Annotated in this window: 12 protein-coding genes and 1 pseudogene; 9 read left to right on the top strand and 4 right to left on the bottom strand. The window is 70.8% G+C overall.

All coding sequences use genetic code 11. The features are described from left to right. Nucleotides 1-76 precede the first annotated feature (76 nt). Together ABTZ94_RS31490 and ABTZ94_RS31485 are read left to right on the top strand one after the other, a co-directional pair. A complete protein-coding gene (locus ABTZ94_RS31490) occupies nt 77-829 on the top strand; it encodes a class I SAM-dependent methyltransferase (protein ID WP_351205865.1) in 753 nt (250 codons plus the stop codon). A 166-nt stretch (nt 830-995) separates the two neighbouring features. Continuing rightward, entirely contained in the window at nt 996-2,072 is a 1,077-nt protein-coding gene (locus ABTZ94_RS31485) for a S1C family serine protease (RefSeq protein ID WP_351205863.1), read from the top strand. 97 nt (nt 2,073-2,169) lie between these two features. Here the strand turns inward: ABTZ94_RS31485 and ABTZ94_RS31480 are convergent, their stop codons facing one another. Continuing rightward, nucleotides 2,170-2,379 carry a hypothetical protein gene (locus ABTZ94_RS31480; protein ID WP_351205861.1) on the bottom strand — a complete coding sequence of 70 codons (210 nt, stop codon included), beginning with the start codon at nt 2,377-2,379 and terminating at the stop codon, nt 2,170-2,172. Nucleotides 2,380-2,506: 127 nt separating this feature from the next. On the opposite strand from ABTZ94_RS31480, the gene ABTZ94_RS31475 reads away from it, so the two are divergent. The 5 genes from ABTZ94_RS31475 to ABTZ94_RS31455 all read left to right on the top strand — a co-directional run bounded on the left by ABTZ94_RS31475 (nt 2,507) and on the right by ABTZ94_RS31455 (nt 8,466). After that, nucleotides 2,507-3,709: a bifunctional adenosylcobinamide kinase/adenosylcobinamide-phosphate guanylyltransferase gene (locus tag ABTZ94_RS31475; RefSeq protein ID WP_351205859.1), complete on the top strand. Its 1,203-nt coding sequence runs from the start codon at nt 2,507-2,509 to the stop codon at nt 3,707-3,709. Nucleotides 3,710-3,790: 81 nt separating this feature from the next. After that, on the top strand, nt 3,791-4,630 hold the full coding sequence (locus ABTZ94_RS31470) for a class I SAM-dependent methyltransferase (protein WP_351205857.1): 840 nt from the start codon (nt 3,791-3,793) through the stop codon (nt 4,628-4,630). 95 nt (nt 4,631-4,725) lie between these two features. Then, nucleotides 4,726-5,838 (top strand): nicotinate-nucleotide--dimethylbenzimidazole phosphoribosyltransferase, encoded by a 1,113-nt coding sequence (cobT, locus tag ABTZ94_RS31465; RefSeq protein WP_351205855.1) that lies wholly within the window; start codon nt 4,726-4,728, stop codon nt 5,836-5,838. Nucleotides 5,839-5,917: 79 nt separating this feature from the next. Further along, complete coding sequence (locus tag ABTZ94_RS31460) at nt 5,918-7,723, top strand: phosphatidylglycerol lysyltransferase domain-containing protein (protein ID WP_351205853.1); 1,806 nt, start codon at nt 5,918-5,920, stop codon at nt 7,721-7,723. Beyond that, entirely contained in the window at nt 7,720-8,466 is a 747-nt protein-coding gene (locus ABTZ94_RS31455) for a hypothetical protein (protein WP_351205852.1), read from the top strand. The genes ABTZ94_RS31460 and ABTZ94_RS31455 overlap by 4 nt, the downstream gene beginning before the upstream one ends. Here the strand turns inward: ABTZ94_RS31455 and ABTZ94_RS31450 are convergent. Then, nucleotides 8,409-9,170: a hypothetical protein gene (locus ABTZ94_RS31450; protein ID WP_351205850.1), complete on the bottom strand. Its 762-nt coding sequence runs from the start codon at nt 9,168-9,170 to the stop codon at nt 8,409-8,411. The two genes, ABTZ94_RS31455 and ABTZ94_RS31450, sit on opposite strands and share 58 nt — an antisense overlap. Nucleotides 9,171-9,258: 88 nt before the next feature. Between ABTZ94_RS31450 and ABTZ94_RS31445 the strand changes: the two genes are divergently transcribed. Beyond that, nucleotides 9,259-10,038: an adenosylcobinamide-GDP ribazoletransferase gene (locus ABTZ94_RS31445; protein WP_351205848.1), complete on the top strand. Its 780-nt coding sequence runs from the start codon at nt 9,259-9,261 to the stop codon at nt 10,036-10,038. On the opposite strand, the gene ABTZ94_RS31440 is transcribed toward ABTZ94_RS31445, so the two are convergent. Continuing rightward, a complete protein-coding gene (locus ABTZ94_RS31440; protein ID WP_351205846.1) occupies nt 10,035-10,865 on the bottom strand; it encodes an endo alpha-1,4 polygalactosaminidase in 831 nt (276 codons plus the stop codon). The genes ABTZ94_RS31445 and ABTZ94_RS31440 overlap by 4 nt on opposite strands. 263 nt (nt 10,866-11,128) lie before the next feature. On the opposite strand from ABTZ94_RS31440, the gene ABTZ94_RS31435 reads away from it, so the two are divergent. After that, complete coding sequence (locus ABTZ94_RS31435) at nt 11,129-12,673, top strand: leucyl aminopeptidase (RefSeq protein WP_351205845.1); 1,545 nt, start codon at nt 11,129-11,131, stop codon at nt 12,671-12,673. Between the two features lie 38 nt (nt 12,674-12,711). Here the strand turns inward: ABTZ94_RS31435 and ABTZ94_RS31430 are convergent. After that, a pseudogene (locus tag ABTZ94_RS31430) lies at nt 12,712-12,809 on the bottom strand (DUF3027 domain-containing protein); the annotation flags it as partial.

Genomic DNA, 12,809 nt, shown 5'->3' with positions numbered 1-12,809 from the left:
GGCCGGCGGCCCGTCCGCCGGCCCGACAGCCGGCGCCGTTCCCGTCACCGGATTCTCGAGAGCCTCCTCGGCGTGGCTGAAAGGGCTCGGCGGGCTGCGCAACACCGTCCGCCAGGAGCTCGTCGCCCGGCAGATCGACGAGCAGATAGCGGCCCGCTTCCCGGTCGGGCAGCGGCTGCGCATCCTCGATGTCGGCATGGGCCAGGGCACCCAGGCGCTGCGCCTGGCCAGGGCCGGTCACAGCGTGACGGGGCTGGAGTCCGACGCCGAGATGCTGCGGGTGGCCCGTGAGGCGCTCTGCAGCGAGCCCGCGGGCATCCGCGAACGGGTCCGGCTCATCGAGGGCGACGGCCTGGACACCGGGGTGCACTTCCTGCCCGGCAGCTTCGACGTGGTGCTCTGCCACGGCGTGCTGATGTATGTCCGGGAGCCGGACGCGATGCTGGCCGGACTTGCCCGGATGCTGGCCCCGGGCGGACTACTTTCGCTGCTCGTACGGAACGCCGACGCGCTGGCGATGCGGCCCGGGACCGCCGGGGACTGGGACGCGGCGCTGGCCGCCTTCGACACGGATGCGTACACCAATCGACTGGGCCTCGCGGTAAGGGCCGACCGGCTGGACTCACTGACGGCCACGCTCGCCGGGATCGCGGCGCCCCTGCACGCCTGGTACGGCGTGCGCGTCTTCACGGACAACGTGAGCAACGACGTGGAACTGCCGGCCGCCGACGAGCTGGAGCGGATACTGGCCGCGGAGGACCGGGCCGGACGGACGGATCCGTACCGCCGGGTGGCCGCACTGCTGCATCTCTGCGGGGTGCGGGGCTAGGGAGTGCTTCGAAAGCAGCGTCGTCCGCCCGCAGTGCGGGACCCCCGGACATACGGGACTTTCGAAACACCCCCAGAACCTTCGGGCACGTCGGCGGAGTCGTGCGGCATGCCCGGTCAGCCGAACCCAACAGGTCACCAATAGCGCTAAAAGCAATAATTCGGACATGGATGCATCTCACTCCCGCAGCCGTGTGCGCCGTCTGCTGCTGCCTCTGACCGCAGGTGTCTGTGCAGTCGCCCTGGTGAGCGGCTGCTCGGACGCGGACTCCGATTCACCGGCGGCCGACCCCGCCAGGTCGGCCTCCGCTTCCCGGACCGCCGGTGATCTGCAGAGCGACTATCAGGACGTGATCAAGAACGTGCTGCCGTCGGTCGTACAGATCGAAGCCGGCAACAGCCTGGGCTCCGGCATCGTCTACGACTCCAAGGGTCATATCGTCACCAACGCCCATGTGGTCGGCAACGAGAGGACGTTCAAGGTCACCGCCGCCACCGGCGAGAAGGTGCTGCCGGCCTCGCTGGTCGCCGCCTATCCGGATCAGGATCTGGCCGTCATCAAGCTCGACACCGTTCCGGAAGGGCTGAAGCCCGCGAAGTTCGGCGACTCGGAGAAGGTCGAGGTGGGACAGATCGTGCTGGCGATGGGCTCGCCGCTCGGACTGTCCTCCAGCGTCACCCAGGGCATCGTCTCGGCGCTCGGCCGGACCGTCAGCGAGAGCCGCGCGAACGGTGGCACGGGCGCGACGATCGCGAACATGGTGCAGACCTCGGCGGCGATCAACCCGGGCAACAGCGGCGGTGCGCTGGTCAATCTGAACAGCGAGGTGATCGGCATCCCGACGCTGGGGGCGGTCGATCCACAGATGGGTGACAGCGCGGCGCCGGGGATCGGGTTCGCGATCCCCGTGTCGATGGTGAAGACGGTCGCCGATCAGATCATCAAGAGCGGCAAGGTCACCGACTCGGGCCGGGCGGCGCTGAACATCACCGGACGCACGGTCGTCGACAACAACTACCAGCCGGCCGGGGTCGCGCTGGTCAGCGTGACGAAGGGCGGCGCCGCGGACAAGGCGGGGCTGCGGGTCGGCGACATCATCACCAAGATCGGAGATCTGCCGGTCACGACGATCACGTCCCTGTCGGAGGCGCTGGCCTCGGACAAGCCGGGCGAGAAGGTCACGGTGACGTATCTGCGCAACGGGGCGGAGGAGACGGCGCAGGTCACTCTGGGCGAGATCTAGTGCCCCTCCCGGTCGTCGCCGTGCGGCCCCGATCGTCAGCCGTACGGGCTCGGAGACAGGCCCGAGTCCGTACGGCTGCTCGCGCCGCCGGGGCGGATCAGCCCTGCTCGGCCTGGAGGCTCATGGGGCCGTAGATCTTTGTCGTGTCGTCGAAGAGGGTCGCCTGGTCCGCCCCGCCGTCGAGGAGTTCCTTCCAGTACTCACCGATCCAGGACTCCGCATCACCCTGCGTAGTGAATTCCTCCGGCCTCAGGACCGGCTCCGTCTCCGTACCGTCGGACTTCTCGAACCGCCACGTCCACGCCATGTCCGCCTCCTGGGTCACTTTGCTGCCCGCAGCCTAGTGCCTCCAACCAGTGCGGGAACGGGTCCTGCGCCCGCCCGGACACCCCCAAGTCGCGCACCCGCTGCACGGACGCGGGAGGATCGAAGGCGTGGAACTGACTCTGCTCGGCACCGGAGCCCCCGACGGGCTGCCGCGGCCCGAATGTCCTTGCGCCGCCTGCGCCACCGCCCGCGGTATGCGCTCGCGGGCCGCGACCGCGCTGCTGGTCGACGACGCGCTGCTGCTCGATCTCACCCCGGGGGCCGTGTTCGCCGCAGCCCGTGCGGGGCACTCGCTCACCGGCGTACGGCAGGTGCTGCTCACCCATCCGCACGACGGGCCCGCCGTGGAGCTGCCCGCCGGACTGCCTCCGGCGGGACGGGTGCCGGACGGGCGGGAACTGACGCTGATCAGTGGTCACCGGGTGCGGGCGGTGCCGATGGACGCGCCGGGGACGGGTTACGAGGTGACGGCTCCGGAGGGCACCCGGCTGCTCTACCTGCCGCCGGGCGCCGCGCCCTCCGGCCTCGCGGACCGGGTGGCACAGCCTTACGACATGGTGGTCGGCGATGTGGTCGGGCGGCCGGACGCGATGGCGCGGCTGCGGGCCGTCGAGGCGATCGGACCGACGACCGAGATCATCGCCGTCCATCTGGACCATGACGCACCACCCGGCACCGAGCTGGACCGGCGGCTCGCGGCAGCCGGCGCGCGGGCCGTGCCGGACGGGACGACGCTGGTGGTGGGCGAGTACCACTCGGGGCCGGACGTACCGCGGCGCACGCTGGTGACGGGCGGGGCCAGGTCGGGGAAGTCGGTGGAGGCCGAGCGGCGTCTGGAGACGTTCCCCGAGGTGGTGTACGTGGCGACCGGTGGAGGCAGGGAGGGGGACGCGGAGTGGGCGGCCCGGATCGGGCTGCACCAGGAGCGCAGACCGGCCGCCTGGCGCACCGAGGAGACGTGTGAGCTGGTGGAACTGCTGGAGTCGGACGGGCCTGCGCTGCTGATCGACTGTCTGTCGCTGTGGCTGACGGACGCGATGGACCGGGTGGCCGCCTGGGACGACGCGGCATGGTCGAACGGTGGCGAGAACGCGCTGCGGGAGCGGACCGCCGAGCTGGTCGCCGCGGTGCGCGGAACGCGGCGCACGGTCGTCGCCGTGACCAATGAGACCGGCTCGGGCGTGGTGCCCGCGACGGCTGCCGGGCGGCGGTTCCGGGACGAGCTGGGGCGGCTGAACGCCGCGTTCGCCGACGAGTGCGAACAGGTGCTGCTGGTGGTGGCCGGACAGGTGCTGACGCTGCGAGGCTGACCGGAACACGGGAACGGAACACCGCAACGCAACGCAGGAACGGAACGCGAGGAACGGAACGCGAGGACAGGAGGAGCGGACATGGCACGTGCACAACCCATGCTGAACGGGGTTCCGGAGACCTTGTTGTGGACGCTCTACAACCGGGCGTACGAGGCGGGGCAGCTCTATCCCGTGCTGGACGATCCGATGGCGCTCCGGTTGCTGGAGGACCTGGACTACCCCTTCGAGGAACGGTTCGGGCGGCCGAACGCGTTCCACTCACAGGCCCAGGGCCTGCGCTCGCGCTGCTTCGACCTGGCCGTGCAGAGGTATCTCGCCGACCGGCCGCAGGCCACCGTGGTCGCGCTCGGCGACGGTCTGGAGACCGGCTTCTGGCGGGTCGACAACGGCCGGCTGAACTGGCTCAGCGTGGAACTGCCCGAGGTCGCCGAGCTGAGGCGGGCGCTGCTGCCCTCCTCGGACCGGCTGCGCACCCTGTCCCGTTCGGCGACCAATCTGTCCTGGCTGGACGAGATCGAGGACCCGGAGGGCCGCGGTGTTGTCGTCACGACGCAGGGTCTGCTGATGTATCTGCCCCCCAAGGAGGTACGGAGGATCCTGGCGGCCTGCGCCGAACGGCTGCCCGGCGGCATCCTCGTACTGGACACGATGGCGCGCTGGCTGGCCAGGGGCACGGTGGCCGGCACGTCGAAGGTCGGCGGGACGGCCGTTGCGCCGATGCGCTGGGCGATGAACCCCGGCGAGCGGCACAAGCTGCGCGGCGCACACCCGGGAATCACCGAGGTGCGGGCTCTGCGGCTACCGCGGGGACGGGGCGCGATGGGCGAGCTGATCCGGATCCAGTCGCTGCTCCCGGGGCTGCGGACCCTGACGCCCGCGATGACGCAGCTGCGGTTCGGGGGCGGAACCCCGCACTGACCAGGCGTCAGAAACGTGGCGGGTACTGTTCCGCAGTGAGCCCGCCGCCGGGCTCGCCGGCCCACTCCACGTATCGACCCGCGAGGCAGACCCCCGTGAATCTGGACGACTTCTCCGACCTGATCGAACGCCCCGACGGCGGCGTACGGCGCGATGCCGAGGAACGCCGGGAGCGCCTGGTCGTTCCCCCGGGCGCCCTCGGCCGCCTGGACGAGCTGGGCGAATGGCTATCGGCCGCCCAGCAGTCCGTACCGGTCAAGACGATCGAGCAGCCGCGCGTGGTGCTCTTCGCCGGTGACCACGGGGTTGCCGAACTGGGTGTCTCCGGGCGAGCGGTCGGGAGTGCGTACGAGCTGGTACGCGCCACGCTGGAGGGTGCGACTCCGCTCGCCGTGCTGGCGCGCCAGTTCTCCGTACCGGTACGGATCGTCGACGCCGCTCTGGACTGCGACCCCGAGCTGCTGCCCGAGTCGGTGGTACGTCACCGGGTGCGGCGCGGCAGCGGCCGGATCGACATCGAGGACGCGCTGACGGCCGAGGAGGCCGAGCAGGCGGTACGACTCGGCATGACGATCGCCGACGAGGAGGCCGACTCGGGCACCGATCTGGTGGTGCTCGGCGATCTGAGCGTCGGCGGCACGACGGCCGCGGCCACGCTGATCGCGGCGCTGTGCGGCACGGACGCCTCGGTGGTCACCGGGCGCGGCGGTGCGGGCATCGACGACCTGGCGTGGATGCGCAAGTGTGCGGCGATCCGGGACTCGCTGCGGCGGGCCAGGCCGGTCCTCGGTGATCAGCTGGAGCTGCTGGCCACGGTGGGAGGTGCGGATCTGGCGGCGACGACCGGTTTCCTGCTGCAGTGCGCCGTGCGCCGGCTGCCGGTGATTCTGGACGGTGTGGTCTCGTCGGCCTGTGCGCTGGTGGGTCAGCGGGCAGCCTTCCGGGCGCCGGACTGGTGGCTGGCGGGTCAGGCGAGCGGTGAGCCGGCTCAGACCAAGGCGCTGGACCGGATGGCACTCAACCCGCTGCTGGACCACGGCGTCATCGTGGGTGAAGGAAGTGGGGCATTGCTCGCACTTCCGCTTGTTCGGGCCGCGGCCGCGCTGGCGGCGGAGCTGCCCGAGCGTGCACCCGTCACCGACGAGAAGGACGGTACCGGCGAAGAGGCCGACGGAAGCGACGCGGACGGCGACGCGACCGACGGCTGACGGACCCGGCAGAGCTGCGGCCGCACAGGCCGCAGCGCAGTCCCCTCATGCAGTGCGATGCACCATATGATCGCTTTTCATGGGAGAGGTCCGAATGACCACCGAGGAATCCGGGCGGGACAGCACTCGGCCACCGAGCACCGTCCGGTCACGCCGCAGCGCAGCGTTCACCATCTGGTACCTGCGCGTCGTGTCGTTCATCAATTTCCTGAGCGCCGTCTGGGTCACTCTCGGCAACGATCTGCGCCGTCACAACACCGCGAACTACTTCACCCCGTACCTGCTCACCGCGGGCTTCTCCTCCGGGGTGGTCGCGCTCTTCCTCGCGGTCACCATGCGCCGCCGCAAGCGGGCGGCCTGGATCGTGAACATGGTGGTGAGCAGTCTTCTGCTGCTGCTCTTCGTCCTGGTGATCCCGTTCCCGGAGGTCCGGCAGTACCCGCAGAACTGGATCTCGCTGGCGCTGACCGCCGTCTTCGTCCTGGCGCTGGTCCTCGGCCGGCGTGAGTTCTACGCGAAGGGCGACCGGTCCAACCCGAAGCTGGCCGCCGTCGTCGCGGTCGGCGGGCTGCTGGTCACCTCACTGATCGCCGCGGGTCTGGTCACCCTCACCAACACCGCGCACAACGAATACCTCTCGTCCTTCCTGGACCGCTGGCGCTACGGCGCCCTGCGGCTGGTCTCGGTCACCGCCGACGACATCGATTTCCCCGGAATCACCACGCCCGGCTGGGTCAATGTCACCATCAACATCCTCTCCACGCTGCTGCTGATCGCCGTCGTGTACGCGGCGTTCCGGTCCCGTCGGGCCGTCGACCCGATCACCCCCGAGGACGAGGCCCGGCTGCGGGCACTGCTCGACAAGCATGGCGACCGCGACTCGCTCGGCTACTTCGCACTGCGCCGGGAGAAGAGTGTCGTCTGGTCGCCGACCGGGAAGGCCGCCGTCGCCTACCGGGTGGTCGGCGGGGTCTCGCTCGCCTCCGGTGACCCCATCGGCGACCCGGAGGCCTGGCCCGGAGCGATCGATCCGTGGCTGGCCGAGGCCCGCGAGCACGGCTGGATCCCGGCGGTGATGGGCGTGAGCGAGGAGGGCGGCACCATCTACGCGCGGCACGGCCTCGACGCCCTGGAGCTGGGCGACGAAGCGATCGTGGAGACCGCCGAGTTCACCCTCGAAGGACGGGCGATGCGGACCGTCCGCCAGGCGTACAACCGGGTCGGGCGCGCCGGGTACGACGTGACCGTGCGCCGGCACGCCGACATCCCCGACGACGAGATGGCCGAACTGGTGCGGCGCGCCGACGACTGGCGCGACGGGGCGACCGAGCGCGGCTTCTCGATGGCGCTGGGCCGGCTCGGCGATCCGGCCGACGGGCAGTGCGTGATGCTCGAATGCCGCAACTCGCCCACCGAAGAGGGCGGTGAGCCCGGCGAGTTGCGCGCCGTACTGAGCTTTGTGCCGTGGGGACCGAACGGCCTCTCGCTGGACCTGATGCGTCGTGACCGGGACGCCGAGAACGGCCTGATGGAGTTCATGGTCATCGAACTCCTGCAGCGCGCCGAAGAGATCGGGATCACTCAGGTCTCACTGAACTTCGCGATGTTCCGGTCCGTCTTCGAACGGGGTTCACGGCTCGGCGCCGGACCGGTGCTGAGGCTGTGGCGCTCCATGCTCAGCTTCTTCTCGCGCTGGTGGCAGATCGAGTCGCTCTACCGCGCCAACGCCAAGTACCGACCGATCTGGGAGCCGCGCTTCATGCTCTTCGAGAAGAGCTCCGACCTCCTGCGCATCGGCCTCGCCGCAGGCCGCGCCGAAGGGTTCCTGGAGGCACCCGGTCTGCCCAAGTGGATGCACCGCTCGCATCTCGGGGCTGGTGAATGAGACCCGTACCCGCGGTGGGCAGAGCGGCTCGCCGCGAGTGGGGTCCGCTCTCGGAAACCGTACGCGCAGGACTCGCCGGCTCACGGCTGCGGGCGATCCCGATGACGCTCGGCGCGGTCTGTCTGACGGCGCTGCTCCACGCGGTGCAGCACCAGCCCTGGGGCTTCGGGGCGGTGCGCGCGCTCGGGGCGGTGCGGGCCGAGGATCCGTTGTGGGTGGCCCTGCTGCGTACTCCGTTGTCGCTGTTCGTCCCGGCGCTGGATCTGCCGGTGTGGGGGGCGCTGGCGCAGATCCTGGTGGTGTTCGGGAGCGCCGAGATCTGCCTGGGCCGGTGGCGCACGCTCGTGATCGCGTACGTCGCGACACTGGCCGGGACGCTGTACGCGCGGATCGGTGTCGCGCTCGGTCCTGACGGGCTGTTCGGCCTGCCCGCCTCCGACGCCCGGGTCGTGGACACCGGTCCGTCGGCGGCGGTGGTCGCTCTCGCCGTCTATGTGTGCTGCGTCCACCGGGCCTGGTTCACCGGGGCGCTGGTGGTCGTGGCGATGGCGGTCGAGGCGATCCTGAAGAACAATCTGGCCGGCAAGGAGCATCTGGCGGCGATCGCCGCTGTGCTCGTGCTGTGCGCCGTCGCGGTCGGCCGGGACCGGCGCCGGTATCCACGCCGGTATCCGCGCCGCCGTGATCAAGGCTTGCGTACGGGGGCCGGAACCCGGTCCGGTGCGCCGCCGATCAGATCCTGAAATCTGCGGCGCGGGCCTGCCCAGCGCACATCGTGGTGGTAGGCACGCAGCACCGCCCTGGCGCGGGCGCGGTGGCGGTTGCGGTAGAAGCGCTTCGCCCACATGGAGGTCGGCCGGGCCAGCCGGATCGCCGCGATCAGCGCGACGAACGGGACGAGGGTTCCGACGACCGCGAGCCGCGCCTTGCCCTTGAACAGGGCGATCAGTACGAAGCAGAAGTTGACGACCAGGGTCAGGATGACGCCGAGCCTGCCCTGCTGCTGGTCACTGCTCAGCTCATTCACGCCGAGGGGTGAGAATCCGGCCAGGACCAGCAGCACCAGCGCCGCGGTGAGGACCACGACCTCCACGCTCTGGCGGCCCTCCTCGGTCCAGTAGACATCGTGGAGGTGGAGGATCAGGGCGAACTCGTCCAGCACCAGACCCGCACCCATGCCGAAGATCACCGCGCAGACACCCGCGCTGACACCCTGGCGTCCGCCGGCGACCGCACCGAAGCCGCCGACGACGGTCAACACCACACCGGGCACCACATGGTGGACATGCACTCCGCCGGGCGTGATGTTGCGGAACGGACCCTTCCCCGCCCGGATCATCCGCGTGATCACCCGGGTGACGGCGAAGGTGAGCACGAAGGCGGCCAGGGCAAGGAGCAGCGGCAGCTTTCCCGGCTCGACGATGTTCTGATCGAACCAGTGACCCATGCCACCCACTCCCGATAAGCCACTTTTGCCATGGTCTGTTGCGTTCTGCACAATCTATCGGCCCGGCACACCGATTAGCCTGCGCGCCGTGACCTCCCTGAACAGCCATGGCCTGCGTTTCGCCTTCGGCACCCTGACCGTGCTCCCCGTCCGTGTCACCCGCTGGGACCGCCAGGCCGCCCGCGCCGGGATGCTGTGCGCCCCGCTCGCCGGTCTCGTCGTGGGGCTGCTCGCGGCGGTGCCCGGCTGTCTGTTGCTGCTGCTCGGCTCCGGTCCGCTGCTCGCCGCGGTCGCCTCCGCCGCCGTGCCCGCGGTACTGACCCGGGGTCTGCATCTGGACGGACTCGCGGACACCGCCGACGGCCTGGGCAGCGGCAAGCCCGCCGACGACGCCCTGCGGATCATGAAGCAGTCCGACATCGGGCCGTTCGGTGTGATCACCCTGCTGTTCGTGCTGCTGGCCCAAGTCGCGGTCCTCCACCAGCTGTACGGGCAGAGCTGGGCGCACGGAGCGGTGGCGACGGCCGTCGCGGCGGTCACCGCCCGGCTGGCGCTCACCCTGGCTTCCCGCCAGGGCGTGCCGGCGGCCCGTCCGGAAGGGCTGGGTGCGGCAGTGGCGGGGACGGTCACGGCCCGGTCCGCGGTGGCGGTCGGGGCCGTCGCGGTCGCGGCCTGTGCGGGTGCCGGTGCGCTCTTCGGCGGATACGGGGCGCTGCACCATGCCCTCGCCGCGTCGGCCGCCCTCGGCGTCGCCCGACTCCTGCTGCGGCACTGTGTGCGGCGCTTCGGCGGGGTGACCGGCGATGTCTTCGGCGCACTGGCGGAGGCCGCGGCGACGGCGGCTCTGGTGGTCCTGGCAATCGGTTAGGGGCGGACTTTCGGACATTCCTGGCGCCACACGCCCAGCTCGTACCTCTTCCGCAGCGAGCTGAGCCCCAGCCGCTTCGACCCGGCGCAGAACCGGGCGACCGGCAGCTCGTACTCCACATGGAGGACGGCCTTGCCCGCCTTCACGAACGGGGTGAGGGCCTCGCACTCCCCGTACTGCGCGCACTGCTCATTGACCGCGAAGTCGAAGTCCGGCTCCAGCTCCGGGATCTGGCCGAGGTCGTTCTTCAGGCCGACGGCGAGTCCATTGCGGTGGGCGATACGGGCGATGAGCCGGTTGTAGCGCAACTGGTCGGCGGCGGTCAGCGGGAAGCCCGTGCGGTTGCGGTAGCCGTCCATGTTGTCGGGCTCCACCGCGTCGAAGCCCTTCTTCGCGCACATCGCGATCCGCGCCTGCATCAGCGGCTCCAGGACGTCCGTGCGTCGGATGTCGAGCCACCGCTCCCCCGCCCAGCCGTTGCCCTTTCCCCGTACCGAGGCGGGGAACTTCCCGGCGTCCGGGCGGAACTCCTCCCAGGCGCCGGTGGAGAGGTAGCAGATCACCTTGCGGCCCCGGCGGTGCAGATCGGCGACCGCCGAAGCCTCGTGCTCGAAGCCGTCGATGTCGTACACCGGGACGTCCACCGTGGGGTCCAGCCGGCCGGAGAGCTGCCACTGCCAGCCGATGCCCGGCTCCGGGCGCCAGTGGTCCGTGGCTGCGGGCTCCGGCGCCGAGGTGCAGCCCGTCAGCAGGGCCAGCAGAATCAGCACGGTGACCGGCAGCACCGGTCCCGGCCCGCTGACACGAGCAGCTCCTCGGTCGCGCATGGTTCTCTCCCCCGTCGGTCCGGCCCCACCAACAACCCTACTTACACCGCCCGTTCCAGCTGCACGGCCCCCCGGCCCCGGCTGCCCGGATCCGGGGCGCCGACGGCAACAACCGGGCACCGACGGCCCGCCGCCGTGATCGCGCATCAAAGGCGCGCGTAGGCTCAATCCCGGCACATTGCGGCGGCGTCTACGATGCGCCGGGCACGGTCGGCCCACCCCTCGACCGACAACGAACTCAACGGAAGCGAGATTTCACCACCGTGACTGCTCTCACTCTCAGCACTGCCGGTGCGGCGACGCTGCGCGCCGACGCACTCGTCGTCGGCGTCGCCAAGGGCGCCAAGGGGCCGGTCCTCGCACCGGGCTCCGAGGCCGTGGACAAGGCGTTCGACGGAAAGCTCGCCACCGTCCTGGAGGCCCTGGGCGCCACAGGTGCCGAGGGCGAGGTGACCAAGCTCCCCGCACCCGCCGGTCTCAAGGTCCCGGTCGTCATCGCGGCCGGACTCGGCTCCGTCCCGGAGAAGGACGACGCGTACGACGCCGAGGCGCTGCGCCGGGCCGCGGGCTCGGCCGCCCGCGCCCTGAGCGGTTCGAAGAAGGCCGGCTTCGCGCTGCCCATCGCCTCCGCCGAGGACGCCGAGGCGATCGCCGAGGGCGCGCTCCTCGGTGCCTACGCCTTCACCGCGTACCAGGGCGGCGAGAACAAGCTGGCGCCCAAGGGCAAGAAGAACGGCAACGACGCGAAGCTGCCGCTCGGCGAGGTCGCCCTGGTCGGCACCAAGCCGCGCGACAAGGCGTTCAAGGCGGCCGCCGAGCGCGCCGTCGCGGTCGTCGAGGAGATCAACCGCGCCCGCGACCTGATCAACACCCCGCCGAACGACCTGTACCCCGAGTCCTTCGCCGCCGTGGCCACCGCCGCGGGCAAGGAGCACGGCATCAAGGTGCAGGTCCTCGACGAGAAGGCGCTCGTCAAGGGCGGCTTCGGCGGTTTGCTGGGCGTCGGCCAGGGCTCGACCCACGGCCCGCGTCTGGTGAAGCTCGCCTACACGCACCCGAAGGCGGAGAAGACCCTGGCCCTGGTCGGCAAGGGCATCACCTACGACTCGGGTGGCATCTCGCTGAAGCCTGCCGGCCACAACGAGACGATGAAGTGCGACATGAGCGGCGCCGCCGCCGTGTTCGCGGCCGTCGTCGCGGCCGCCCGTCTGGGCCTCCAGGTCAATGTCACCGGCTGGCTGGCGCTCGCCGAGAACATGCCGTCGGGCAACGCCACCCGCCCCGGTGACGTGCTGCGCATGTACAGCGGCAAGACCGTCGAGGTTCTCAACACGGACGCCGAGGGCCGGCTCGTCCTCGCCGACGCGCTCACCCGCGCCTCGGAGGAGAACCCGGACGCGATCGTCGACGTGGCGACCCTGACCGGCGCGATGATGGTGGCGCTGGGCAACCGCACCTTCGGCATCATGGCGAACGACGACGCCTTCCGTACCTCCATCCACGAGATCGCCGAGGAGGTCGGCGAGGCCTCCTGGCCGATGCCGCTCCCCACCGACCTGCGCAAGGGCATGGACTCCCCGACCGCCGACATCGCCAACATGGGCGAGCGAATGGGCGGCGGCCTGGTCGCCGGTCTGTTCCTGAAGGAGTTCGTGGGCGAGGGCATCGCCTGGGCGCACCTGGACATCGCAGGCCCGGCCTTCCACGAGGGCGCGCCGTACGGCTACACGCCGAAGGGCGGCACCGGTTCCGCGGTCCGCACGCTGGTGAAGCTGGCGGAGCGCACCGCCGCCGGGGACCTGGGCTGAGGTCGCAGCCGGGTTACGACCTCGCCCACGATTGGCAGTGGACGCCGCCGGCAATCGTGCCACGGCACCCACTCCGGAGCGAGGAGGGCGTCGCTGCCGGGCAGCAGAACCGTCTCGTCGATGGTGACGTTCTTCG

The sequence above is a fragment of the Streptomyces sp. NPDC002785 genome (genome assembly GCF_040295565.1).
In the GTDB taxonomy this organism is placed as follows: domain Bacteria; phylum Actinomycetota; class Actinomycetes; order Streptomycetales; family Streptomycetaceae; genus Streptomyces.
The sequence above is the reverse complement of the archived record's forward strand: the minus strand, read 5'-3'. Positions and strand labels throughout refer to the sequence as shown.

What these genes read in the sequence shown, in the direction of transcription:
- ABTZ94_RS31440 (WP_351205846.1), bottom strand. Translation starts at nt 10,865, where the DNA reads ATGCGCGACCGAGGAGCTGCTCGTGTCAGCGGGCCGGGACCGGTGCTG.
- ABTZ94_RS31485 (WP_351205863.1), top strand. Translation starts at nt 996, where the DNA reads ATGGATGCATCTCACTCCCGCAGCCGTGTGCGCCGTCTGCTGCTGCCT.
- ABTZ94_RS31455 (WP_351205852.1), top strand. Translation starts at nt 7,720, where the DNA reads ATGAGACCCGTACCCGCGGTGGGCAGAGCGGCTCGCCGCGAGTGGGGT.
- ABTZ94_RS31450 (WP_351205850.1), bottom strand. Translation starts at nt 9,170, where the DNA reads ATGGGTCACTGGTTCGATCAGAACATCGTCGAGCCGGGAAAGCTGCCG.
- ABTZ94_RS31470 (WP_351205857.1), top strand. Translation starts at nt 3,791, where the DNA reads ATGGCACGTGCACAACCCATGCTGAACGGGGTTCCGGAGACCTTGTTG.
- ABTZ94_RS31460 (WP_351205853.1), top strand. Translation starts at nt 5,918, where the DNA reads ATGGGAGAGGTCCGAATGACCACCGAGGAATCCGGGCGGGACAGCACT.
- ABTZ94_RS31480 (WP_351205861.1), bottom strand. Translation starts at nt 2,379, where the DNA reads ATGGCGTGGACGTGGCGGTTCGAGAAGTCCGACGGTACGGAGACGGAG.